Below are 26,753 nucleotides of genomic sequence, written 5' to 3'. Positions count from 1 at the left end.
TACCTTTACATAATAATAAAATTATTCCACACTTTTTAAAGATTCTACCATATCAATTTTTCGTAGCTTGTAAAACATTACATAGTTTACTAAGGCAGAAAATAAAAAAGTAAGCATAATACTAAGCAGGTAACTGATTAGTTTTATCTGTCTGCCAAACATAATCGAATCTATCTCTGTAGTCAGGATAACCAGTCTGTGAAGACCAATTCCCATAATTATTCCGGATAAAGCGCCAATGACAGTTATAATGGAATTCTCACGGTAAACATAAGCAGCCACCTCCATATCTTTAAAACCTAATACCTTTAGCGTTGCCAGTTCCCGCTTTCGTTCGCTGATATTAATATTATTTAAGTTATATAAAACAATAAAGGCTAATAATCCGGCCGCTATTATTAAAACGTATACAACGAGATTCAAGTTTTTTAACATATCATTTATCTGCTTAATAAATTCTGAGGTAAAATTAATCGAACTTATGACATTATTTCTTAAAATGTCTGATGCAAAAAGTTTTTCGTTAAGATTAATTTTATTTTTAAATTTCAGGTATATCTTATTGTAATCTGGAGATTTTTCATATAATCGTTCATATAATTCCGGTGTCATAAAAATATAATGAAGCATATAATTTTCAACAATACCGTTTACTTTCACTGTAATGCTTTTTGTATCGTTTTCTTTTATTAATATGTTATCACCAACTGATATTTTTAATAAATCTGCTAGTTTCTCCGTTATAAGGACTCCACCATCCGTTAAAGGAACCGATTTGTGTGTTTTTCTATTTCGGAATTCAATATAATCATTGATTGAATCCGTATTCTTTGGGACAATCAATGATACGCTTTTCATAAGCTTTCCATTTCCTGCATTTACAGCAAGATCAAGAACTGAAGCTGCCTCCTTTATCCTGCTATCCTGACCTAGCTGTTGCAATAATTTCTCTGCCCCCGAGTTCTCTGCATCATCCTTAGTCATTAAGGAAACATCCTGGTGCCATAATTCTACATATTGGATATCTGACATTGCACCAATGGAATCTTTCAGACCAAATCCTACCAGTAATAATGACATACATCCCCCTATACCAAAAACAGTCATAAAGAAACGTTTCTTATATCGCAGCAGATTTCTAACGGTAGCCTTGGTTGTAAAACTTAGATGCTTCCAAAGAAATGGAATCCGCTCTAAGATTACTCTTTTACCTGATTTAGGAGCAGCCGGACGCATAAGTCCGGCAGGGGATGACATTAATTCCTTATAACAGGAAAAATAAGCTGCAAATGTTGTGCAGAAAACTGCAATCAAGGCAGAAATAATTCCGTGATACAGGTTATATGGTGTTATTACTTTAGGTAAGGTTTTATATAGTATGACATAAGCTTTTATGATTACCTGGGGTAAAATCTGTTCACCGATTAGTACCCCCATGATACTGCCGGTCATACTTGCAGATAAGGAATATAATATATATTTTCCGGCAACGGAGATGTTACTGTACCCTAAAGCTTTTAGAGTACCAATCTGGGTTCTCTGCTCTTCTACCATACGTGTCATTGTGGTTAAACTGACCAACGCAGCAACCAGGAAGAAAATTACGGGAAAAACTTTTCCTATATTTCCTATTCTTTCTGAATCCTGCCCAAATTCCACATAGGTCTGTAAGCTGTTCCGGTTAAGTACATACCACTTGGGATAAGGGATATCCTTTAATTTTTGTTCTGCATCTTCTATTTGTTCTTTCGCATCCGATATTTTTTCCTCCGCTGTCCAAGTGGCAAGTCGATATTCTTTATCTTTATTTTCTATTGTGGCTTTAGCTTCTTTTAGCTCTGCTTCCTTATCCAATAGTAATTTTTCTGATTTCTTAATATCGGTTTTGGCATCAGCTATCTCACTCCGGCCTGCTTTAATCTTTTGTGCACTGAGATTGATTTCTGTTTTTTTATCTGCTAAAACAACTTCGGCGGCTCTTATTTTTTTCTCTTCATTCGCTAGTTCTTTCTTTCCTGTATCAAGTTTATTCTGTTCCTGGTCCAGTTCTCTTTTTACTGTATCCAGTTCTTTTCTGGACTGTTCAAGGGTTTCGCTTCCCTTGTTTAAGTCTTGCTGTTTTGTTAATAAATTTTCCTCCGTGGCGAGCAGCTTCTGCCACTCATCCCGATATAAGTCTTTAAAGGCTTCTAATTCCGATTTTTGTTTGTATAGGTTAACCAAAGCTTCTTTCACAATCACTTTATTACGCTCTAATTCTTCCTTATTTTTATACCATATACTATTTGATTCATTCCATTGTTCATAACCGGCTGCAAGTAATGCAACACCAGTCTGATATTCCTTTTGCTTATCAACTAGTATTTTTTTGCCGGCAGTCAGTTCTGCTTGTGAAGAATTCAGCTTTTTTTCTCCTGCCTGTAATTCTGCCTCAAAATCATGTAATTTCCTTTTACTATTGGTTAACTTGGCTTTTCCTTTTTCCAAAGTCTTCTTCCCGTCGATCAGCTTTTCTTCCCCAGCAGCTACTTCCCTTTTTCCTTTTTCCAGTTTTTTCGCTGCTTCAGCTAATTTTTTGTTTGTATTTTCTTCTTGTTTTCTAAGTTTCGCTTTAGATTCTGCTATTTCTTTTTGTGATTCACTAAGAATTTCTTCATATCTTGCCTTTGTTCTTACCGCTTCAATTTCTTTTATTTGATTTACGGTTTCTTCAATTGCGGCATCATACGCATCCGTATAGCTGGTTAATTCAGCAGCACCGTTAACCGTTGTATAAATCTCCGTAAATACGTCTAATTTAAAAGCTTCCGAGGGAATGATGATAAAACTGTTAATCTTACCATAACCGATAGAGCTGTTTCCACGTTCAAAAGATAAGTATAAAGCAGTATTTCCCACACCAACTATTTTGAAATCATTATATTTCAAGCTTTGATTCAAAACTTCATCGGTACCCGATCTAAAACGAATCGAATCACCAATCTTATATCCGGAGTCTTCCAGAAACTTAAGATCAACCAGACATTCTGTTGGTTTTTCCGGAAGCCTGCCCTTTGTGATATAAATTTTATTGATTATCTTTGTAAGAGACATTAATTTAACAACCATTTCCGTGTCAGACGTATCACATAAAACATCCATTGATAAAGAGGGTTCCGCTACAAGGACACCTTTCACATTTTTTATTGCCTTTACATCCTCTGATGTAAGACCCATAGTACTTAAAACACGAATATCCATTAAATTCGTATCATCATAATATTGGTCGGCAGATAGTTTCATATCCGGTTGAGACGCACGGATTCCGGAAAAAAATGCAACTCCAAGGGCAACAATTAATAAAATAGATAAATAACGAGTTATACTTCTCTTAATTTCCACTTTAAAATCCTGTATTAAGACATTCTTTTTCATATATATTCAACCCTCTAGTCATATTATCAAACAAAATGCTTTCTTTGCTTACCATTCAATCGTTTCTACAGAAACCGGACTATCATTAATTATGATATTACTTACGATACCGTTTTTAATCTTTATAACCCTGTCGGCTATAGGCGCAATCGCCGAATTATGAGTAATTACAATAACTGTCATACCTTTCTCCCTGCAGGTATCCTGTAATAATTTTAAGATTTCTTTCCCCGTATTATAATCAAGTGCACCAGTCGGTTCATCACATAATAATAATTTCGGATTTTTTGCCAAAGCTCTGGCTATGGATACTCTTTGCTGTTCACCTCCGGATAATTGGGCCGGAAAATTATTTACCCGTTCACTAAGTCCTACCTGACTTAAAACTTCTTCCGCATTCAGAGGGTTTTTGCATATTTGTAATGCTAATTCCACATTTTCCAAAGAAGTCAGATTCTGCATCAGATTATAAAATTGAAATACAAAACCAATATCCTCCCGTCGATACATGGTAAGTTGTTTTCGGTTAAAAGTACTGATATCTATTCCATCAACCATTATACTTCCCTCACTGCAGGTATCCATACCGCCTAAAATATTTAATACTGTTGTTTTACCAGCTCCGCTTGGCCCAACAATTACAACAAATTCACCTTGACTTATTTGAAAATCAATTCCATCTACAGCATGAATAATAACTTCACCCATCCTGTAAGTCTTTTTTACATTCTTTAGTTCAATGAATGCTGCCATGATTTACTCCTGTTCCATAATTATAATCACAAATCATCCTATATAAATAAAAAAGCCTGTCATCTTATTTATTCTTCATTGATATCTATCATTACTAACAATATCAAGAATATAAGTTAAGTGACAAGCTGATTTTACTCTATATTAAACTATAGTATTACCTTTTACGGTTAATTATTTCATTCGCTTTTAAATAAATCTTTTCTACATCTTCTCCTACATAAAAATTATTATCTTCATATAAAATCCGTCCGTTAATCATGGTCAATTTTACATTTTGTTTGCTTCCGCTGTAAACTATATTTTTAGTAATATTATTTAACGGCTGCATATTAGGCTGATGCAGATCAATTACTATTAAATCTGCATACTTGCCTGGTTCTAAGGTATCACAATCCTGTAATCCCATTGCCTTTGCACCGCCAATCGTTGCCATATACAATACCTGGTCCGCGTTCATAGCTGAAGCATCATTTTCTCTTAATTTCTGAAGCGCTGTCGTTAAAAACATCTCACGGAACATATCAAGACAATTGTTACTTGCAGGACCATCCGTACCGATTGCAATTGGAATCCCCAAATCACACATTCTCTTTAGAGGTGCAATTCCACTGGCAAGTTTTGCATTAGAAGCAGGGTTGGTAATAACCGTTAGTTTTTTTTCCTGAAAGATCTTTAAATCTTCTTCCGTCATATGTACACAATGGAAACCGCCTCCTCCGTAATTATAGATACCCAGACTGCTCAGATATCCTGTGGGAGTCAAACCGTTACGACTGATACATTGCTCTACTTCTGCCAGACTTTCGGAGTTATGAGTATATACCGGGGCTTTGTATTTTTCTGCTAAGGACGCAATTCCTTCAAGTAACGGCCTGGTTGCCGTGTATTCCGCATGAAATCCTAAACAGTACCCGATCCGCTCATGATATTGATTAAACTTCCGGTAATACCCGTCCAATAGGTCAAGGGAATAATCCGTCTCTCCGGTGAACTGGCTGATACCACTGCACATGACAGTACGAAATCCCATTTCTATAGAGGCCTTTGATACATCTTCCGGGCAGAAATACATGTCAAAATTAGCTGTAATCCCGCTGGTCAGATATTCCAAAATCGCCAGTTTTGACAGGTGATACATCTCTTCTCCGTCCAATTTTGCCTCCATAGGGAACACCTGTGTATTAAGCCAGTCCATAAGGGGCATATCATCCGCATAGGACCTTAAAAATGTCATGGCCGAATGTGTATGGGCATTTTTAAATCCCGGCATTATAAGATTTCCATTTGCATTAATTTCTCTGTCAAAGATACATTCAGTATTTACTATACTTTTACCCACATAGGTAATTCTGCTGTCCTCAACCCATAATTCACCCTCAATAATTTGATCATCCTTTGTGAATGTTAATATTTTAGCATTATAAAATCTTATTTTCAAAATGCCTTATACCTCCTGTATACCATATTATTATAAGTTTATATTTTAATTTCGCCCGCCGAAAACCAATTTTAATTATGATCTTTTAACGTTTTCCTTTATCATAGATTTCACCTAATGCTCTTGGTGCACGATTCGTTTTGGAGAAAAAGATTAAAAGCAATAAAGTTAAAACATATGGTAAAATCATTATTAAATCGGAATAAGCGCTGGGCAGTTTCATTAGTTGTACAATTCGGTAACCACCTGATTTTGCAAAACCAAATAATAAACAAGCTCCCAGAGCCGGTAATATCTTCCAGTTTCCGAATATTAAAGCAGCAATTGCTAAATAACCGTATCCCATGTAGATGTTAGAGGAAAAATTAGCAGATATGGAATAAGCAAAACACATTCCACCCAAACCGGATAAAGCACCAGATACCAAAACGGCAGCAAATCGAATTCTGGATACTTCAATACCCGCTGCATCAACAGAATGAGGATTATCACCGCAAGCTCTTAAGCGCAAGCCAAATTTAGTTTTGTATAATACATACCATGCAAAAAAAGCAATTATTATGATAACAATTTCAAAAGGATAGATATTTTTAAATATTGCACCAAATACCGGTATATCTGAAATTCCATCAATAGAAAATCTTTTGGACACTCCAAGCTGGAACTTATCAGAAGCCGCTTTAAATACATTACTGTTGATCTGGCTGGTCAAAAAACTGGTGAGTGCAGCTGATAATATATTAATAACTACACCGCTGATAACCTGATTCGCTTTAAATTTAATACATAACAGGGCATGCAAAACAGAAAATAACATACCTCCGATCATAGCAAATAGAATCGCAATGTAAAATAAAGATTCTAAGTCCATACCTGCAAATTTCGAAATCAGCACAACAGCTAAAGCTCCTATAAATGCTCCAAAACCCTGTAAGCCTTCAATCGCAAGATTGGTAATACCGCTTTTTTCGCAATAAATACCACCGATTGCCATAATAAAGAGAGGCAGAGCAAAGGACAAACCGTCAATTATTATTGAATCCATTAAGCTTCACTCTCCTTTCTCTCCAGATGTTTATCTTTTCTTCGGTTAAGTTTATATTTTATGTATTCACCGCAGGCACTAAATAATAATATGGTTCCGGTTATAACAGAAGCTATGTCCTGATCAATACCTGCAATCGAACTCATATAAGTACTTCCTTTACTAATGATAGAAATTAACAAAGAGGAAAAAATAATTCCCACCGGATTGGAGTTGCCAAGCAGAGAAACGGCAATGGCATCATAACCCACACTGGATAGAACTTTCGGTTGTATAGAGGAGAAGTAGCCAAGATAGAACGTAACTCCTGCCAATCCGGCTAAAGCTCCGGATATTACCATAGCTAAGACAATATTTTTTCCAACATTAATACCTGCATATTTTGCAGCATTACGGTTTGCACCTACTGTTTGAATTTCGTAGCCAAGCACGGTCTTATCCATAAAAAATTTGATAAAAAAAGCAACTGCGATTGCTAAAATAAATCCTAAGGGAATGTCCATCTTCAGGCCGCCATATTCCACATTAATCAGCGTCAGCCTGGAATTATCCAATATGTATCTGGACTGTCTGGATACCGGATCTATAAAATACATGTTAATAAAAAAACCAAATATATATTGGGTTATATTATTTAGCATAATCGTTGATACAACTTCATTAATATTAAATTTATATTTCAACCAGCCAACCAACGCCCCCATAAGTGCGCCAACAATGATTCCTATCACCAATACAATGGGTTTTGCTAAAAAGCTGTTTATCCGACTGTAACCGATGATTACTGTTGCAGTAAAACCGGCCGCTAACATCATACCGGATACACCAATATTAAATAAACCTGCCTTATATGCCACCGCAACAGCTAAGGATGCAAATAACAGAGGTGTCATTGCATTCAGCAGACTTAAAAAATCGGTAAGAATCCCTTTATACCCTGCATAAGAAGGTTTCGGCAATATCCCGGCTCCCTGAAGTAAATTATAGAAAGCCCCCAGTGGGTTTTTACCTATGAGTAATATTACAATAGAAGCTGCAATTAAGCTTAGCAGTATTGAGAATAAAGGTATGGTTATCGGCTGCCACTTTTCATTGCTTAATAAATGAAAGGAGACTGCTTTTGATTTTGTATCTGCCATTTGCTTCTCATCTTTTTTATTTGCTTTTGATTTATCTGTCTTCATGCTTTACCCCCATCATAAATTCTCCGACTTCATTGGTGGTTAGTGATTTTGCATCTGCTATCTTTTGAAACTGACCGTTATATATGACACCGATGGTATCTGCAACATTCATAATTTCATCCAATTCCAAAGATACCAGTAAAATAGCCTTGCCTTTATCCCGTTCTTCTAAAATCATTTTATGTATATTTTCGATTGCTCCAATATCCAGACCTCTTGTTGGCTGAACAAATATCATCAAAGGAGACTGTAGTTCAATTTCTCTTGCAATAATAGCTTTCTGCTGATTTCCGCCGCTCATGGAACGAACTTTTGTCTTAACTCCCTGACCGCTTCTGATATCATATTTGTTTATTAATTTATTGCCATAACGATCGATTTCTTCATTATTAAGAATGCCTTTAGGTGAGAGGGTTTCTTGAAAATATGTTTTTAAGGCTAAATTTACCGACAAAGAAAAATCTAATACCAAACCGTAATTCTGCCTGTCTTCCGGTATGTAGGAAATTCCGCACAAAGTTCGTTTCCTGATATTATAATTAGTAATATCCGTTCCTTTTAACCTGATCACTCCGCTGCTTATCTTAGTTAAGCCGGCAATAGCATCGGCAATTTCGACCTGTCCGTTGCCGGATACACCTGCAATAGCAAATACTTCACCGCCCCTAATGGAAAAAGACACATCCTTTACGACTTCAAAATTATCCTGATTTTTCAAAGTCATATGATCAACCTGCAGCACAATTTCTTTCATTTCGGCAGGTTTTTTTTCCGTTTCAAAATTAACTTCCCGACCGACCATAAGATTTGCCATTTGCTTAGTGGAGGTTTCTTTTACATCCAATACGTCTACCAGTTTTCCCCTGTTTAAAACTGCACAGCGGTCAGCTACTTTTTTAATTTCCTCCAGTTTATGGGTAATCAGTATTATGGTTTTACCGCCTTTTCTCAACTCTTTAATTATTTCCAGTAAAAATTCTATTTCCTGTGGAGTCAGAACTGCCGTAGGCTCATCAAAAATTAATATTTCTGCTTCTCGGTATAGCATCTTTAAGATTTCAACACGCTGTTGTATGGATACATTAATATCCTCTATTTTTTTTGTCGGATCTACTTCTAATCCATATTTTTTAGATAGTTCCTCGATTTTATGATTCGCATTTCGGACATCTACATAAGGGAAAATACCTGCGAATCGTTTCACAGGTTCTATTCCCAGAATAATATTTTCTGCTATAGTATAATTCTGTACCAGCTTAAAATGCTGATGAACCATCCCTATATTCAATTTTGCAGCATGGTTTGGAGAATCAATCTTAACTTTACTGCCGCGTATCCATATTTCCCCTTCATCCGGTTCATACATACCAAAAAGCATACTCATAAGTGTTGATTTACCGGCTCCGTTCTCACCAAGCAATGCATAAATTTCCCCTTTTTTTATTTGGATCGTAATATCATCGTTAGCAACAATCCCAGGAAATTTCTTTGTAATATGTTTCATTTCTACAATATACTCAGGCATTATAGGTCTCCTTAACTTATATTTACTGGTTTCTTTTATTTAGAACCAAGAGTCTGGCAAGCCAGACTCTAGCGCTGGCGAGCATTTCCTTTAGCAAAAACTTATCTTATCCAAAAGAAGTTTATCATTTTCTACCAATTTTTCAAGTAGTAAACAATAAACTTCTAAAAGTCTTATTCAAAGGAATAAAAATATATCCCTAATCATATACATGGCTAAAACTCTCCGCCGCCTAAACTATTATTTTTTTTCAGGAAGTCCTGGAAAAGCATCCGAAGTAATTCCATTAAAGTTGGATGCCGGTACAATTGTACCTGCTTTCACCAATTCATAAGCTTCATTTAATTTAGATATCGTATCAGCAGATAATTGCTGACGGCCATCTGCACTTACATATCCGGTAGAATCGGTATTAGCCTGAAGAAGTACATTCTGACCTTTAAAGCTGCCGTCTTTAACAGTGTTTAATGCTCTGTCTACATTGATGCTCATGACCTTTAAAGCAGAAGTAAGTACTACATTGGAATCTCCGTTGGCACCATCATCATACTGATCAACGTCACAACCGATCACTTTAACTCCTTTTGCTTCTTTTGCAGCTGTAAAAACACCGTTACCGGATGCACCCGCCGCAACGAAGATAATATCACAACCTTCATCGATTAAAGCTTTACCAACCACTTTACCGGTTGCTTCGTCAGCAAAGGAACCTACATAGTTACCGCCAACATTAGCATTTGTTACGTCGGTACCTGCATAAGCCGGCAGCTCAACAAATTCCACTTTTTTATCGTAAAGTGCATTCACATAATTAACACCTGATTCAAATCCATACTGATAATTAACATTGGATGGATATGCAACACCATTTACAACGGCAACTTTACCTGACGCTGATTCCAATGCTGCTGCCATACCTGCAAAAAATCCACTTTCCTGTTCAGCAAAAGTCATTGCATAAATATTATCAAATTCTTTCTGCTCTCCCTGAGCTGCAGGATCGGAATCGATTAATATGAATTTTTTATCAGGATTTTCTAATGCAATGCTGGAGATTCCTGCAAATTGAAATCCAGGGCATACAATTACATCATAATCTGCAACAATATTAGCAACGGCCTGAACAGCAGCTGCGGTATCTCCGGTTGGTTCGTTAACCGGTGTTACAGTCGAATTAGGATTTTCTTCAATAAACTTTAAGATACCATTATAATTATCCTGATTAAAAGAACCGTCATCTACTCCGGATGGACTGGTAACGATAGCTATCTTTAACGCAGCTCCATCGGTTTTTGATTCTGTCGCTGCTTCACTCGTTGCTGCATCAGCCGTTGTTTCTGAATCAGCAGTTTCTGTAGCAGTGGCATCTTCCGTAACTGTCTGGTTTCCTCCCGCACTTGTTGTGGTATCTTTCTTCGCACAGCCTGTAAATGCGGCAGCCATTAAGGTTAAAGCTGTAGCAAATACTAACAAAACTTGCATCTTACTTTTTTTCATAATATGTACCTCCTATTGGTTGACTTTAGTTTCCCTGGCATACCCGAATTCGGGTTATTCTCAAAAAAGATAGAATGGACTTAGCGTTTTTGCCCAAACTATCTAATGATTCTCAATGTTAACACATTTAAGAACGTTTGACAATAAGTTATCAGGTAAATTATGCTATTATATTTATTTATAAATTTCATTAATAAATTTCATTAATCTTTTAGTAAAACTAATAAATAACCTTGTTTATGTAATTTTATACGCAACCATTATGATGCTTTATTCAAAAAGTTCCTTAATACTTTTTTCATAAGGGGCATAACAGATACCTTTTTCTGTTACAATTCCCGTTATTAGATTGTGATCTGTAACATCAAATGCCGGATTATAACATTTCACTTCTTTTAAAGCCATCGGTTCTTTATAAAATTTACTTCTGATTTCTTCCGGATCCCTGAGCTCAATTTCAATATCCTCGCCGGTTCTGCAATTCAAATCTATTGTTGAGGTGGGTCCTAATACATAGAAAGGAATACCGTAATATTTCGCCAATATCGCTACTCCGCTTGTACCGATTTTATTTGCTGCATCACCATTGGCAGCGATACGGTCACAGCCGACGAAGCAGGCCTGTACCCATCCGTTTTTCATAACTATACTAGCCATATTATCGCAGATTAAGGTAACATCGATACCTGCTTTCTCAAGCTCAAACGAGGTTAATCTTGCCCCTTGTAGTAAAGGTCTGGTTTCATCTGCAAAAACCTTGAAATTGAACCCTTTTTCCTTTCCTAAGAACAGAGGCCCAAGTGCTGTTCCATAGCGGGAGGTTGCTAACGGTCCGGCATTACAATGAGTCAGAATACCATCACCGTCATGAATCAGGGACAAACCATATTCAGAAATAGCAGCACACATTTTAATATCTTCTTTATGGATTGCTCTGCATTCTTCGCCCAATAATTTAATGATTTCATCGGTAGTTTTATCCTTATTTAACAGTACAACTTTCTCCATCCGGTTTAAGGCCCAGCTTAAATTAACTGCTGTTGGTCTGGATGAATTTAAATATTCCTTGTATTTTACAAATTCCCTGTAAAATTCATCAAATGTGTCTTCTTTAATATTCTGTGCCAATACATAGATACCGTATCCTGCGCAGATACCGATTGCCGGGGCGCCTCTTACCTTTAATTCAAATATGGCATCATAGATATCCTTATCACTTCCAAGCGCCAAATATTCTGTTACATTGGGAAGTTTTGTCTGATCAATTATTATGACTTTTTTACCGTCTTCACTTAATTTTACATTATCAATATGAGTAACTTCATTTAGTTTAATCATAGATTCTCCGTTTCGTAATGGTAATTATAATACAATAAATAGTCCAATCCTGTATTATTGTTTGCCTGGTAAAAACAATAGTTCATAGTCGATTTATTTAAATTCAAAACCTGCTTTAAACGCTTTGGATTCAAATGCCTTTTCGTAATCCTTAAGTTCGTACAACTCGATTGGCGGTAAGGTTATAAGACCTCGTTTCAGCAGCTGTAAGGCAGGTTCAAAAGGACCGCATCTGCTGCCCTTAATTGTAATTTCATTTACTACAAAATAACTCATGTCAATATTAGTTTTACCGGCATAAGTACTTTTTAAAACAATTGTTCCTTTTTTACGAACTAATCTGCCGGCAGTTACAATTCCTGTAGGTGAGCCGGAAGCATCAATTACAACTTCAAAAGTCTCCTCCGTTTCTATTGCGGTTTTGGCAAAATTATTAAAATTTACTAATTTTTCCTTATGTCTTCCAATGACAGTCAGGTCGGCTCCTGTTAATGATATAACTTGTGTTATCATATAGGCTAATCTTCCATCGCCGATTACCGCCACGTTTTGAGACGGTTTTATATGAACTTGTTCCAGTATCTCCAGTGCGGCGGCCAAAGGTTCCGTAAATACAGCTACCTCTGATGGGATATCATCCGGTACGGGATGTAATAATTCCGTGTTTATGGTCATATATTCCGCAAAACAACCGTCCTTGTCTGCAATACCAATCACTTTTCTGTTAATACAGTGGGTTTTGCGGCCGGTTTTACAATAAATACATTCTCCGCAACCTGCGTTAATTTCACCAACCACCCGTTTGCCAATGAAATCCCTGTTGTTCGACTCTAAAACCACTCCAACAAATTCATGTCCTAAAACACCAAAAAAATCCGGTTTATATCCTTTCAGTATCTCCTTATCCGTATTGCAAACTGCACTGATTAATATTTTAATTAAGCTTTCTTTTGGACCAGGAACAGGTTTGTTATAATCCTCAAGGTACATTGCCACCTTATCATAATATAATGCTTTCATATTTACCTCATATTCCGCCGTCAGCGGCGGCACATAATCTGATGAAAGAAGTTAGAAATAAGCACCGCTGTACTTTTAACGCAGGTTAGCCTGCGAAACTGCCGCAAACAGATGTTGGAAAAAATCTGTTTACAGCGTTCTTTCTTCTTACTTAAATTAATCTCAAAACTTTAATTTGCAATGATGTTTTTGCTCCCTTTTTTTGAATTTTTTCTATACCGCACCAGTTTATCAGCATAAATTATATGTAAAGGCTGTGCATATTAGTTTTATTTTCCTGCATTGCGGGAGCTTTTGACCAGTCGGTTTTACTTAGCCCGTTAAGGATATTTTTCGGGATTCATGTAATTCCTTTATGCCAGTGAACTACCAATGTTTATAATTGTTTCCGTAATTAATTTCTTAAATAAAGGAGCTACACGATCAGCGGTTTCCTGTACCTCTTCATGAGTCAGGGGTTGATCCATCATTCCAGCGCATAAATTGGATATACAGGAAATTCCGCATATTTTCATCCCCATATGGTTAGCGGCTACCGCTTCACAGGCCGTACTCATACCAACAGCGTCTGCTCCCAGTATTCTGCACATCTTAACTTCAAATGGGGTCTCAAAATTAGGACCGGTAAGTTGAACATAAATACCTTCCTGCAACGGTATATTTAAATTTTGGGCTGTGCCCCTTATAATTTCCTGTAAGTCCAAATCATAAACATGGCTCATATCCGGAAAACGCAAACCAAGCTCATCTATATTTTCACCAATTAAAGGGGATGGAACAAAATTAGATATGTGGTCAGTGATTAACATAAAGTCACCGCTTTTGAAAAAATAATTTATTCCGCCTGCTGCATTCGTCAGGAATAAAACCTCTGCCCCCATTAACTTCATTAGTCTGACTGGCAAGACAACATCGGTTATTGGATAACCTTCATAATAATGTACTCTTCCCTGCATAATCACGACCGGTACAGCACCAACATAACCAAATACAAATCTTCCTTTATGACCTTTTACAGTGGATACCGGGAACCCTTCTATTTCACTGTAGTCTAGAACTGCCTCAATTTTAATGCTTTCAGCATAGTCTCCCAACCCAGACCCCAAAATAAGGGCTACTTTAGGGTGAAAATTGATTTTTTCACTGAAACTTTTATAACATTGATTTAATTTTTCGTAAACTGGATTCATGTTAATCTCCTTCTTGCCTCTATTTACCATGCTATATTTTTCATATTGCGTTATATTATAGCAGAAAAAAATAATATCTTCAACGCAGTTGTAAAAATATTCATTCCCCATTTGGGTCATGAGGTAACAATATCAGACGAAAACCGTGCTGATGGCCTGACGCGGCATTGGTAAATGATTCAATATAGTGTATGTGTCTGTCCCCAATCTGTATGGCGCCTTGAGAACGTCCGATATATTCATGGTAATGCCCGTTTACAAAATCAGTACGAAAAACAATCTCGTGAATGTGATCCACTTTATCTATTGGAATTGCTTCTCCGGTTATTCCAGTACATCTGTGATAATGCCCCTCTGCTGTTTTTAAGTATCCTTGAAATTCGTGGACATGAAACTGAATTTCAATATCTTTTATCTCAAAATTTAATTTTATATATTTCAAGATAATCAGCTCCTTATTCTTTTTTCGCAAAAAGTGCTTCTAAGTATCATATGCTGTTTACAATAATAAGTGCAAAAAACCGAAAAAACACACTGTAGGTGTTCCTTCGGTTTTTAAAAATTTTTCTTAAGTAAGCTACTTTTAAACTTGGGTTCAGTAGTTTAATAAGTTTAAACTAATTTTCCTATCTACTGTTTACATATCTAGTCAGTTATTAATATTATTTCCTATCGTAATCGCCTATTTTCAAAACGCGCATGGGTTTGCAGACAATAAGCAAACTCAGCAATTCGTTCCTCTATAGCACCCTCATCTAAAGTACAATCAATGGATACAGCCATATCATTCAGAATCTTATCCGTAATGTATTTCTTTTTGTGAGTAAGAATGGCGAGCTTTTCTTCATAGGAATCTGCTTCTAAAAATTCCAGGAGTACAGGATTAATGCTGCCTTCTTCATGAACTTCGTTTATCCCCTGTTCTGATACCTTTAGGTCCGAAGCAGTATTCTTTTTTACCTCTTCATTTGCTGTTAATGCAAAATTGTCTAAAGACTCTTTAACATCTTCCTCTTTGATAATTACCTGCTCAAAACGATACTTTTGTTTTATATTGGGATATTTCACCATATCTACTTCACTCATAAACATGGAAAGTGGTCTTGCATAGGTTTTATAATTACCATATAGAGCCTGGTAAACTACCATTTTTTCTTCGGTCTCCGTGTGGGTGGCAACCGTAATGATCTGATAAAAATTATTTTTAAAATGTCTATAAATCTGACCTGGTTTCGGTATTCTTTCCTGTTCCAATCTTTTTCCTCCCTTGCTTTCATACGAATATTATAGTTGCAGTTTTTTCTTGATCTTTTTCATGATAACGATACAACTGATGCATAAAATGAATAGCCCTATTATTGAATACACCTTGGAAACATATCCGTAAAATGAAAGTATTTCCGTATAAATTACAACAACCAGTATACCAGTCTGAATAATATTCAGATAGATAATATGTTTCTTTTGCTCTTTTTTTAACTTGTTTCTTTGGAACATTTCTTTCATCCTGGACTGCCTTTTTAACTTATCATCGTCCTTTCGCTGCTTTTGTATTACTTTGTCTTCTCTCGTTTTTTTCAAAAATTTGACTTCATCCTGCTTGTTACCCATAAAAGATTATTCCTTCCAGTTATTAAAATCGAATCAGACCATCTTTCGTAACAATTCCATAAACGCATTTCATAAGATCTGGTTTAGACTCCTCTATAGTATAAGCTTTGCGATATCTCTCTTTTGCTGCTTTTACTTTCTCTGCATTATTACCATATAAAGTTGCTAAAGATTCACCTGCTTTTACTTTATCTCCTAATTTCTTATGGATATAGATACCTACGCTTAAATCAATTATACTATCCTTGGTTTCTCGCCCTCCGCCTAATACCAGGGATGTCATACCAACCTCATCTGTAAAAATTTTGGATATATAACCCTCTCTGTCTGCAATTACCTCTTCCATTATAGATGCTTTCGGAAACAGCTCCGTATTATAAACCGCACTGTTATCCCCGCCTTGTGTACGGACGAACTCACCTAATTTGTTCAGTGCCGAGCGGTCTGAGATGGTTTGCTGCAATAATTTTCTGGCTTCTTCCACAGAACCTGCTCTTTTCGCACCAAGTAACATATAACTTCCTAGTGTTAAACTAACTTCCAATAAATCTTCGGGACCATTTCCGTTCAGTGTTTGAATTGCTTCGGCTACTTCTATGGAATTACCCACAGCACGTCCCAGCGGCTGATTCATATCGGTTATAACGGCATAGGTTTCTCTTCCGACTCCATTCCCGATTTCCACCATTGCTTCAGCTAAAGCGATGGAATCTTCTAAGGTTTTCATAAATGCACCACTGCCTGTTTTCACATCCAATACAATTACATCGGCTCCGGAGGCTATCTTTTTACTCATAATACTGCTTGCAATAAGTGAAATATTATCAACCGTTGCTGTAACATCCCTTAAAGCATATATCTTTTTATCTGCAGGTGCAAGATTCGCTGTCTGCCCTACAATTGCCATCTTCATTCGGTTGACATTTTCAATAAACTGCCGGGTAGGTATAGCGGTGGAAAAGCCGGGAAAGCTTTCTAATTTATCTATGGTTCCACCGGTATGTCCCAATCCACGTCCGGACATTTTAGCAACCGGAACTCCTAAGGCTGCCACCATTGGGCTTAGTACAAGGGATGTCTTATCTCCAACACCACCGGTACTGTGTTTATCTACTTTAATGCCTTCAATTTCGGATAAATCCAGCATATCACCGCTGTGTGCCATAGCCATGGTTAAAGCGATTGTCTCTGCTTTATTCATCCCTTTTAGACATACTGCCATAAGAAATGCGGACATTTGGTAATCCGGTATTTCTCCTTTTGTAAATCCATTTACTATATATGTTATTTCCTCTTCTGTTAAAGTTTTTCCAGATTTCTTTTTCATGATTAAATCATACATTCCCATAATGGTACCTCCTAATTAACTACAATACTTTTTTTGCATTATCTGAAGTAACACTTAAAAAACATTATTTATTAAATATTTACTTTATAATGTATCTCATACATGTCATTATATAATTTAATATAAAATTATTCAACTACAACTCATTTTCGCATGTAAGGTTGGCTTGACATATGAAATATTGAATGTTATATTATTGTAAGGTAAACATTACTTAAATAAAAGCATATCAATTGAAAGGCAGACAATTCATGAAAAATAGAATTAGAGAACTTCGTGAATCCATGGGAATGACCCAGGAACGGCTTGGAGCTCTTGTGGGCGTATCAAGACAAGCAATTATTGCCATTGAAACGGAAAAGTATGAACCCTCTATTTGGCTGGCATACGATATATCGAAAGTATTTGGCTTTCCTATAGAAGAAGTATTTTTGTTTGAAGCGAGTGAGCATAAATCCAGGTCTGTACAAAGAGGAGGTAAATACTTATGGCATTAAGACAGATACGTCTGAAAAATGACCCCATACTTAGGAAAACAAGTAAAAATGTAGTTCAGGTAGATGATAAGATACGGCAGCTCTTAGATGATATGGCGGAAACTATGTATTATTCTGAAATCGGCGGCGGACTGGCCGCTCCCCAGGTAGGTATATTAAAACGGCTTATCGTAATTGATATGGGAGATGGACTGTTAAAACTGGTTAATCCGGTCATTATGGAGAAAGAGGGCACACAGGAAGTAATTGAGGGATGTTTAAGTATACCTGGTACCTGGGGAAAATTAAACCGACCTGCGAAAGTAATCATACAGGCTTTGAATGAAAAGGGTGAAACTATTACTCTTACAGGTACGGGAAATCTGGCAAAATGCTTCTGCCATGAAATCGATCATTTAAACGGAATTCTTTTTACAGATTTTGTTACAGAATATGTGAATGTTAAATAAGAAAGAAAATATTTATTTCATTGACTTACTAATTAAAAAAGTTTAAAATACACTAAATGTATATTAATACACTAGAGTAAATTACGAAACTCACATAAAATCTCTATATGTCATGTACTTAATGCAATTTTAGAGATGAATCTATCCCGGAGGGCCTCCGAAGTTAGAAACAAGTATCAATAGCATGGTATATTCAAAAGCTATACAGTTTCGCAATTACCTAATAAATATGCTAAAGTGAAAGGAGCTTTACTATGAGTTTTAAGTTTGTGAAAAAAGTCATCTCACCTTCTGAATTGCTTCAGATGTATCCAATACCGGAAAAAGATGCTATAGTAAAAAAGGAAAGAGATAATCAGATTAAAGAAGTTTTTACCGGGGGCTCCGATAAATTTATCGTTATTATAGGACCGTGTTCCGCAGACAATGAAGATTCTGTCTGTGATTATATCAGCAGACTTGCCAAAGTGCAGGATAAAGTCAAAGATAAAATTATTATCATTCCAAGAATCTATACCAATAAGCCAAGAACAACCGGTGAGGGTTATAAAGGTATTGTACATCAACCGGATCCGGAAAAGGAACCTGACTTGCAGGAAGGCCTGATTGCTATGCGTAAAATGCATTTACGGGCTATAGCAGAAACCGGATTAACAGCCGCGGATGAAATGCTTTATCCGGAAAATTGGCCTTATGTGGAAGATATCTTATCCTATGTTGCGGTTGGCGCACGTTCTGTAGAAGATCAACAGCACAGATTAACGATCAGCGGTATGGATTGTCCGGCCGGAATGAAAAATCCTACCAGCGGTGATTTTTCAGTTATGTTGAATTCCTGTGTTGCAGCCCAAGGCAATCATACATTTTTGTATCGTGCTTATGAAGTGCAGACTTCAGGTAATCCCCTTGCCCATACTATCTTAAGAGGTGCAGTCAATAAACATGGACAATCCATTCCCAACTATCATTATGAAGATCTGATACGTCTCCTTGAGATGTATAATGAAAGGGATCTTGCAAATCCGGCTGTAATTGTAGATGCAAACCACGCTAATTCCAATAAATTATATTATGAACAACCAAGAATTGTAAGGGAAGTATTACACAGCCGTTCAGTAAATTCAGATATCTCAGGACTAGTAAAAGGTGTTATGATAGAAAGTTATATTGAACCGGGCAATCAAAAAGTATCCAATCATGTCTATGGTAAATCCATTACCGATGCCTGCTTGGGTTGGGACGAATCAGAAAAGCTGATTTACACAATAGCTGACCATCTGTAAGTTATGGGAGACTTTTAATATTATTATAAAAGCGTGCTGTAAAACCATCAATGTAATAGTTTTGCAACACGCCCTTTATAACGAACCTCTTAAGACTAACTTACTTATTCTTGCTTTCTTAATTTTCTCATTGCAAAACACTATTTAGGCTCTTGGATGAGCTTGTGCATAAACTTCTCTTACTTTTTTATTTCTATTCTGCATATATACCTGGGTGGTGGCTACATCAGAATGTCCTAATAGTTCCTGAATACTTTGAATGTCAGCTCCGTTATCAATCATATGTACTGCAAAGGAATTTCTTAATATCTGAGGGGTAATCTCATCTTCAATCCCTGCAATCTTACCATAACTTTTGATTATCTTCCAAAATCCCTGCCTGCTCATAGGTTCGCCGGATAAATTAGTAAAACAGATATTCGTGTCCATATTACCAACCAGTTCTGTTCTGGCTTTCATAAAATAATTCTCAAGTGCTTGTTTTGCCATATTGCCAAAAGGTATTATACGCTCTTTACTGGCATTACAACATGTTAAAAATCTGTTTTTTAAATTAATATCCTCCAGGCGAATTGAAATCAATTCGGATACTCGTATTCCTGTAGCATATAAAAGCTCCAGCATCGCTTTGTCCCGAATTCCTTTCATTGTAGTAATATCGGGCTGTTCCATTAATCCATTTATTTGGTCCAGAGATAATGTCTGAGGCGGTTTTTTTTCAACTTTGGGAGCATGCATTCTTTCAGTCGGATCATTTTGCAATCTTCCCTTTCTAACCAGATATAAGATAAATGCCTTAATGGAGGCAATGTTTCTTGAAACCGTCGCCGGGGACATACCCTCCCGTTCCATATTTAATATATAGGAGTTTAAGTTTGTTTCGTTTATTTTCCCAATGTCTGTAACGTTCTGATCAGCCAAATGTTTTATCAATTTGGTCAAGTCATTTTGATAAGACATAATTGTATTTACAGATGCCTTTTTCACTTCCGACATATATGTAATAAAATCCTGCAATGCCGCCTTCATGTAATTTATCTCCTTTATTATACATGATAGATCACCTATCTATTATGCTTTATTCACTCTTTACATTATAGTTGGTACCAACTATAAATGCAAACTGTATTTTTGATTTAAATTATAAATTATTGGAAATTTCTAAAATAACAGCAGTATTTTTTTCAACAGAAAAGAAGAAACATAGGTTTCTAATAAAGCACCGATAAGTAATACCAATGACAGCAGAATAATTAATATAATATGTCTTGCAATTTTTTCCGCTTTTCCTTTTCGTCCTAATTTATTGTCATAATACATACTCCGGCATAACCAATATCCGGTGCGCAGACATAAAATAGCTACCGGTATATAAATCAGGTAATGCGGAAAAGTATAACCAAATATAAGCAATATTCCTTTCAGGTTATATCGCATTAATATAACCGTAAGGAAAAACCCGCACTGAAATCCTCCATAAAGAATACAAAGTGCCATATACGGTATACCGATTGCAGTAGCGCTGATAATCCAAAACAAAATAAAACTGCGGTAGATATTCCACAAAACATACCTTAATAACACCGGATAATCAATTGCCGTATCTCTTATTTTATATAAATAATCCGTATTAATGAGTTCCATGGAGTTCCAATAATATCCCTTGAAAATCCTGGAAAATAGAAACCCTAACACGATACCTGTCGCCAAAATAAATAAACCTAGTTTCACCTCTCCTAGTTTTCTTAATTGTAATCGTATAAAACGCATAAAATCCCTCCGGTTTTTACATTAGGTAATGCTTGATCAATTTACTGACTGCTAACACTAACATATGTCTTTAGAATAAAAATAATGCCGATAGGAAATAGATATCGGCATTTTCTACAACATTTTATTTACTTTGCAGCGAATAATATAATCTATGTTTACTTTTGAAAAATTTTACTGGAATTTATGCATACTCTTTATAAACCCATTTTAGTTTTATATGCTAATATAGCTGAAATAGTTTTAGCGTCATCAATGATTCCGTCAAATATGAACTGCACTAATTCCTCTACCGAGTATCTCTCTATGGTTACAAACTCGTCCTCATCCAGATTCTGTTTAGAGGGAATTAAATTTGTAGTATAATAGATACCGATTTTTTCATTACTAAAGGCTACGGTAGTATATAAATCAATTAAATGTTCCACACAATCCGTACGAAATCCCGTCTCTTCTTCCAATTCCCGCGCAGCACAGGATTTCATATCTTCCCCCGGATTAATACCTCCGGCAGGAATTTCCAAAGAATATTTTTCAATTGCATTACGGTATTGTCTTACCATAATAATCTTGCCATCTTTATCCACCGGAATAATAGCCGCAGCTCCCTTATGACCGATAAAATCCCAGTCCGCAGTATTACCGTTGGGTAATTCCATGGTATCATTATAAAAATCAATTATATGTCCTTTATTTATCAATGTCCTTTTTAACCTTTTATATTCGCTCACTAAACATCCCCCTATTTATATGGTATAAGCCCTAAATCTTTGTAATAACAGACTTAGGACTTTTAGAATCAAAGTATGATTAATTTATTATATGATTTATGTATCTGGTATGTTATAAGTAACAAAGTCCGGGTAGTTTCAAACTAAATATAAGACTATATAAATCAGTTATATATATTAATATAAGACTTGTTATTATTACATCGTATCAGACCTTACTTATTTCTTTAAGGAAATAGCCTTTTCATAACAGGCGTCCGTCGCTTTTATAATAGCATTGCGGAATCCATATTCCTCAAGAGCGGCTACTGCAGCAATTGTAGTTCCTCCCGGTGAGCAAACCTGATCTTTTAATTTACCGGGATGCTCTCCGGTTTCTAATACCATCTTAGCCGCTCCAAGAACTGTCTGCGCAACCAAAGTATATGCCTTATCTCTTGGAATTCCGTACTTAACTACACTGTCAGCCAAAGCCTCAATAAACATATATACGTAAGCAGGAGAACTTCCATTTGCGCATACCACTGCGTTCATTAACTTCTCATCAAAGATCTGGTACTGTCCGAAAGACGAAAATAATCGGTGGATTATTTCTTTTTCTTCATCATTATAAGAATCCTGTGAATAGCAAACTCCAGACATACCCTCCGTTACCATAGCCGGTGTATTAGGCATCGCCCTCACTATCCTTACGGTGCCGCCTAATCCCGATTTAACATTCTCAATGGTTATACCGGCAGCAATGGATATAATTACCTGTTCCTTTGTTAAAATATCTTTTATATCCTTAAAAACATCTTCATAAAATTGAGGTTTTACTGCTAATACAATATATTTACAGGCGGCAGCAATGGATTTATTATCACGAACATAATTTAGTCCTGTTTCCAGTTTAACGAATTCGCATCTTTCTAAACTAACGTCTGTAAATATGACCTGCTCCGTACCAAAAGCCGTTTTGGCTCCCCGTATCATGGGATATCCCATATTACCAGCTCCAATAAATCCCATCATCGCCATTGCATTATCCTCCTGAATTTTAATTCACCTTGAAAGTCTTGATTTAGTTATCTATTCACTATTATAATGTCTTTAAGAAATCTTCTATACGGTCCATACCTTTTTTAATCTGTTCCTGGCTGATGGCATAAGATAAACGGATATGATCATCAAAACCAAAATCACCGCAAGGTATAACAGCTATATTATAATCGTTAATTAAAATTTCTGCAAGTTTATCTCCTGTAGCTATTTTATTACCTTTATATTCTTTCTCAAGAACTTTACTTACATCAACAAACAGATAAAAAGCCCCCTGTGGAGTTAATGCATCAATTAACGGCATGGATGCAACTCTTTCTACCATGTATTCTCTTCTTCTGTTAAATTCATTACTCATCGCTGCTACCGTATCCTGAGGGCCATTTAAAGCTTCGGTAGCTGCCTTCTGGGCAATTGAGTTAGGATTCGAAGTCTGATGGCTTTGTACACTGCCCATTAATTTAGCAATTTCTGCGGAAGAACCTGTATAACCGATTCTCCATCCCGTCATGGAATAGCTTTTTGCAACACCACTGCAGGTAATAGTTCTTTTATAAATTTCATCATTAAGGGATGCTATACTGACTTGTTCTTCATCTCCATAGATTAAATTTTCATACATTTCATCTGCAACTACATAGATGTCCTTTTCAACTGCAACTTTGGCTATCGCCTCTAATTCTTCCCGTGTATATATCATACCGGTCGGATTGTTTGGTGTATTTAAGATAAATGCTTTCGTTTTTTCAGTGCAGGCCGCTGCTATCTGTACCGCCGTGATTTTATATTTCTGTTCTTTACTGGCATTAACGATTACAGGAACTCCACCTGCAAGTTTTACAATCTCAGGATAACTTAACCAAAATGGTGCAGGAATGATTACCTCATCTCCGGGGTTAAGGATTGCTTCAAATACGTTGGTTAAAGAATGCTTTCCTCCGTTGCTTATTACAATCTGGTTTGGTTTATAACTTAATTTGTTGAAAGTCTCAAATTTTTTACAAACAGCCTGTTTTAACTCTAAGGTACCTGATGCATCAGTGTATTTTGTAAAACCATCATGAATTGCCTTAATAGCTGCTTCACAAATATTGTCAGGCGTATTAAAATCCGGTTCCCCTGCTCCAAATCCTACTACATCAATTCCTTGTGTTTTTAATTCTTTTGCTTTTGCAGTGATTGCCAGAGTTGATGAAGGCTTTACTGCCTGCGCTTTCTTTGATAGTTCTAATGACATCGTTATCCTCCTTATAAAGCGCTTCAATGGAATTGAACATTCCAAAGAATTCGCTGTCTTACAATTGGTTTATTGTATACAAATATACACTTTTTAAAGTTTCTCTAGTATTGTATTATATCTGGATATAGATTTCAAGTAAAAATTATTAAAAAATTAAAATTTATGTAAATCTGAAGCATACATTTGTTTTTGCATAAAAGACATTTCAGGATCCATGTACTTCAAATTCGCGGGAAAGCTATTAATTACTGGAAACTTAGCTCAATCCTCCAAAAAAAACCGCGGTGTGTTCCTACATATCCAACCCGATAAGGTTTTTAATAAGGGTGTTCGGAGAACTTTTCCAGTAAACAAGAAAGAGTCTGGTTTACCAGACTCTAGCGCTGACGCGCTGTCACTTTAGTGACAATCTACCCCTTGCGCGTCATGTGCATCCTGCCGGTCGGGCTTTTTATTTCATAGGGAAGTTCGGAGAACTTTCCTATGGAATGAATAAGAGTCTGGCAAGCCAGACTCTAGCGCTGACGCGCTGCCACGACAGTGACATCTTCCTTAAGTGCGTCATGCGCATCCTGCCGGTCGGGCTTTTTATTTCACAGGAAAGTTCGGAGAACTTTCCCGTGAAATAAAAAAAGCGAAATCTTTATAAATTTCTCTATAAAGATTTCGCTATAAACTTAATAAAATTATTTTGCGTAATCAGTAACTCTCGATTCTCTGATTACATTTACTTTAATCTGACCCGGATATTCTAATTCCGTTTCAATCTGTTTTGATATGTCACGCGCAAGTAAAATCATATCGGCATCTGTAATCTGATCCGGTATAACCATAATACGGACTTCTCTACCTGCCTGAATTGCAAATGACTTATCTACCCCTTTAAAGCTGTTTGATATATCTTCTAACTGTTTCAATCTGTTTGTATATGTTTCCAATGTTTCTCTTCTTGCACCAGGTCTTGCCGCTGATATAGTATCGGCAGCCTGTACGATACAAGCAATTAATGACTCAGGTTCAACGTCACCATGATGTGACTCTACCGCATTAATAACAATCGGAGATTCCTTATGCTTTCTGCACAAATCAACACCAATTTGAATATGTGAGCCTTCCATCTCGTGATCAACAGATTTTCCAATATCATGTAGTAATCCAGCCCTTTTTGCCATCCTGATATCTACACCGATTTCGCCAGCCAATAATCCTGATAAATGGGCTACTTCAATCGAATGTTTCAAAGCATTTTGTCCATAGCTTGTTCTAAACTTCATTTTACCAAGTAATCGTACAAGTTCCGGATGAATTCCATGAACACCAACTTCAAGTGTTGCTGCTTCACCTTCTTCTCGAATCATGACTTCAACTTCTTTTTGAGCTTTTTCAACCATCTCTTCAATTCTTGCCGGATGGATTCTTCCATCTACAATCAGTTTTTCAAGAGCAATTCTTGCTATTTCTCTTCTGATTGGATCAAAACCGGATAAAATAACTGCCTCCGGTGTATCATCGATGATTAAGTCAACACCGGTTAAGGTTTCCAAAGTACGTATATTACGCCCTTCCCTACCAATGATTCTTCCTTTCATCTCATCATTTGGAAGTTGAACAACGGATATGGTTGTCTCTGCTACATGATCTGCAGCACATTTTTGAATTGCTGTTACAACATAATCCTTTGCTTTTTTGTCAGCTTCTTCTTTTGCCTTGCTTTCAAGTTCTTTTACTAACATTGCCGTTTCATGTTTAACTTCGTCTTCAACAGTTTTTAAAAGATATTCTTTCGCTTGTTCGGAGGTAAGTCCAGAAATTTTTTCTAACTCCTGCAATTGTCTGCCGTGAAGTTCTTCTGCTTCTGCCTTGATTCTGTCAAGTTCTGCTTCTTTTGCAGTAAGCTTAGATTCTTTCTTCTCAAGTGCTTCCGTCTTCCTGTCCAAAGTTTCTTCTTTAGAAAGAACACGTTTCTCGTAGCGCTGCACTTCTGCTCTTCTTTCCTTAGTTTCCTTCTCTAGTTCATTCTTAGTCTTTAAGGACTCTTCTTTTGCTTCGAGTAAGGCTTCTCTCTTCTTAGTTTCAGCTGTTTTTAAAGCTTCATCTATGATTTCTCTTGCTTTTTCTTCTGCAGATCCAATCTTAGCCTCAACGACTTTGATTCGATAGGCTATAGCAAAATGCCAAACAAGAGGAGCAACTACTACCAAGGTTACTAAAATAGCTATAACTATTTTTAGTATTTCTTGCACAGGAGCACCTCCTTATTTAATTTTCATTGTACAAAGATACAACACTTAAATTTTATACTGTTTTGCTCAGTATGTCAAGTATACTTCCTAAATTTTTATGCATTATGTCATAATATAACGAAAATAATCGATA

23 protein-coding genes are annotated in these 26,753 nt (G+C 36.3%); 3 read left to right on the top strand and 20 right to left on the bottom strand.

Annotated features, from left to right (window positions below):
- Positions 1-21: 21 nt before the first annotated feature.
- From RBU59_RS00925 to RBU59_RS00860, 14 genes are all read right to left on the bottom strand, one after another.
- Positions 22-3,414: an FtsX-like permease family protein gene (locus RBU59_RS00925; protein ID WP_308146008.1), complete on the bottom strand. Its 3,393-nt coding sequence runs from the start codon at positions 3,412-3,414 to the stop codon at positions 22-24.
- A 48-nt stretch (positions 3,415-3,462) separates the two neighbouring features.
- Positions 3,463-4,167 carry an ABC transporter ATP-binding protein gene (locus RBU59_RS00920; RefSeq protein WP_308146007.1) on the bottom strand — a complete coding sequence of 235 codons (705 nt, stop codon included), beginning with the start codon at positions 4,165-4,167 and terminating at the stop codon, positions 3,463-3,465.
- Positions 4,168-4,324: 157 nt separating this feature from the next.
- The gene (locus RBU59_RS00915; protein WP_308146006.1) at positions 4,325-5,608 is read right to left on the bottom strand and encodes an amidohydrolase family protein; all 1,284 of its coding nucleotides are present in this window, start codon (positions 5,606-5,608) and stop codon (positions 4,325-4,327) included.
- Positions 5,609-5,693: 85 nt separating this feature from the next.
- A complete protein-coding gene (locus tag RBU59_RS00910) occupies positions 5,694-6,653 on the bottom strand; it encodes an ABC transporter permease (RefSeq protein WP_308146005.1) in 960 nt (319 codons plus the stop codon).
- Entirely contained in the window at positions 6,653-7,837 is a 1,185-nt protein-coding gene (locus tag RBU59_RS00905) for an ABC transporter permease (RefSeq protein ID WP_308146004.1), read from the bottom strand. Before RBU59_RS00905 ends, RBU59_RS00910 begins: the two co-directional genes overlap by 1 nt.
- The gene (locus RBU59_RS00900) at positions 7,824-9,362 is read right to left on the bottom strand and encodes an ABC transporter ATP-binding protein (protein ID WP_308146003.1); all 1,539 of its coding nucleotides are present in this window, start codon (positions 9,360-9,362) and stop codon (positions 7,824-7,826) included. Before RBU59_RS00900 ends, RBU59_RS00905 begins: the two co-directional genes overlap by 14 nt.
- A gap of 240 nt (positions 9,363-9,602) precedes the next feature.
- Complete coding sequence (locus RBU59_RS00895) at positions 9,603-10,859, bottom strand: BMP family lipoprotein (protein WP_308146002.1); 1,257 nt, start codon at positions 10,857-10,859, stop codon at positions 9,603-9,605.
- A 270-nt stretch (positions 10,860-11,129) separates the two neighbouring features.
- Complete coding sequence (gene mtnA, locus RBU59_RS00890; protein ID WP_308146001.1) at positions 11,130-12,197, bottom strand: S-methyl-5-thioribose-1-phosphate isomerase; 1,068 nt, start codon at positions 12,195-12,197, stop codon at positions 11,130-11,132.
- A 93-nt stretch (positions 12,198-12,290) separates the two neighbouring features.
- Positions 12,291-13,217: an MDR/zinc-dependent alcohol dehydrogenase-like family protein gene (locus RBU59_RS00885; RefSeq protein ID WP_308146000.1), complete on the bottom strand. Its 927-nt coding sequence runs from the start codon at positions 13,215-13,217 to the stop codon at positions 12,291-12,293.
- Positions 13,218-13,570: 353 nt separating this feature from the next.
- Positions 13,571-14,407 (bottom strand): purine-nucleoside phosphorylase, encoded by an 837-nt coding sequence (locus RBU59_RS00880; protein ID WP_308145999.1) that lies wholly within the window; start codon positions 14,405-14,407, stop codon positions 13,571-13,573.
- A gap of 100 nt (positions 14,408-14,507) precedes the next feature.
- Positions 14,508-14,849 carry a YmaF family protein gene (locus RBU59_RS00875; RefSeq protein ID WP_308145998.1) on the bottom strand — a complete coding sequence of 114 codons (342 nt, stop codon included), beginning with the start codon at positions 14,847-14,849 and terminating at the stop codon, positions 14,508-14,510.
- Between the two features lie 227 nt (positions 14,850-15,076).
- Entirely contained in the window at positions 15,077-15,661 is a 585-nt protein-coding gene (locus tag RBU59_RS00870; RefSeq protein WP_308145997.1) for a DUF1653 domain-containing protein, read from the bottom strand.
- 30 nt (positions 15,662-15,691) lie between these two features.
- Complete coding sequence (locus tag RBU59_RS00865) at positions 15,692-16,018, bottom strand: hypothetical protein (RefSeq protein ID WP_308145996.1); 327 nt, start codon at positions 16,016-16,018, stop codon at positions 15,692-15,694.
- Positions 16,019-16,040: 22 nt separating this feature from the next.
- Entirely contained in the window at positions 16,041-17,366 is a 1,326-nt protein-coding gene (locus tag RBU59_RS00860) for a pyrimidine-nucleoside phosphorylase (protein WP_308145995.1), read from the bottom strand.
- Between the two features lie 251 nt (positions 17,367-17,617).
- Between RBU59_RS00860 and RBU59_RS00855 the strand changes: the two genes are divergently transcribed.
- From RBU59_RS00855 to RBU59_RS00845, 3 genes are all read left to right on the top strand, one after another.
- Complete coding sequence (locus RBU59_RS00855) at positions 17,618-17,863, top strand: helix-turn-helix transcriptional regulator (RefSeq protein WP_308145994.1); 246 nt, start codon at positions 17,618-17,620, stop codon at positions 17,861-17,863.
- Positions 17,854-18,312 carry a peptide deformylase gene (def, locus tag RBU59_RS00850; protein ID WP_308145993.1) on the top strand — a complete coding sequence of 153 codons (459 nt, stop codon included), beginning with the start codon at positions 17,854-17,856 and terminating at the stop codon, positions 18,310-18,312. The genes RBU59_RS00855 and def overlap by 10 nt, the downstream gene beginning before the upstream one ends.
- Before the next feature lie 254 nt (positions 18,313-18,566).
- Positions 18,567-19,595: a 3-deoxy-7-phosphoheptulonate synthase gene (locus RBU59_RS00845; protein ID WP_308145992.1), complete on the top strand. Its 1,029-nt coding sequence runs from the start codon at positions 18,567-18,569 to the stop codon at positions 19,593-19,595.
- Positions 19,596-19,739: 144 nt separating this feature from the next.
- Here the strand turns inward: RBU59_RS00845 and RBU59_RS00840 are convergent, their stop codons facing one another.
- From RBU59_RS00840 to rny, 6 genes are all read right to left on the bottom strand, one after another.
- On the bottom strand, positions 19,740-20,624 hold the full coding sequence (locus tag RBU59_RS00840; protein WP_308145991.1) for a tyrosine recombinase: 885 nt from the start codon (positions 20,622-20,624) through the stop codon (positions 19,740-19,742).
- 132 nt (positions 20,625-20,756) lie between these two features.
- Positions 20,757-21,365 carry a stage II sporulation protein M gene (locus tag RBU59_RS00835; protein WP_308145990.1) on the bottom strand — a complete coding sequence of 203 codons (609 nt, stop codon included), beginning with the start codon at positions 21,363-21,365 and terminating at the stop codon, positions 20,757-20,759.
- A gap of 197 nt (positions 21,366-21,562) precedes the next feature.
- Complete coding sequence (locus RBU59_RS00830; RefSeq protein WP_308145989.1) at positions 21,563-22,096, bottom strand: NUDIX hydrolase; 534 nt, start codon at positions 22,094-22,096, stop codon at positions 21,563-21,565.
- 219 nt (positions 22,097-22,315) lie between these two features.
- Entirely contained in the window at positions 22,316-23,116 is an 801-nt protein-coding gene (gene proC / locus RBU59_RS00825; protein ID WP_308145988.1) for a pyrroline-5-carboxylate reductase, read from the bottom strand.
- Positions 23,117-23,177: 61 nt separating this feature from the next.
- On the bottom strand, positions 23,178-24,374 hold the full coding sequence (locus RBU59_RS00820; RefSeq protein ID WP_308145987.1) for a pyridoxal phosphate-dependent aminotransferase: 1,197 nt from the start codon (positions 24,372-24,374) through the stop codon (positions 23,178-23,180).
- Positions 24,375-25,063: 689 nt separating this feature from the next.
- A complete protein-coding gene (rny, locus tag RBU59_RS00815; protein WP_308148666.1) occupies positions 25,064-26,611 on the bottom strand; it encodes a ribonuclease Y in 1,548 nt (515 codons plus the stop codon).
- Positions 26,612-26,753 lie beyond the last annotated feature (142 nt).

This window comes from Anaerocolumna sp. MB42-C2, from assembly GCF_030913705.1.
Classification (GTDB): domain Bacteria; phylum Bacillota; class Clostridia; order Lachnospirales; family Lachnospiraceae; genus Anaerocolumna.
Note: the sequence above shows the minus strand (reverse complement) of the source record. Positions and strands in the feature narration are given on the sequence as shown.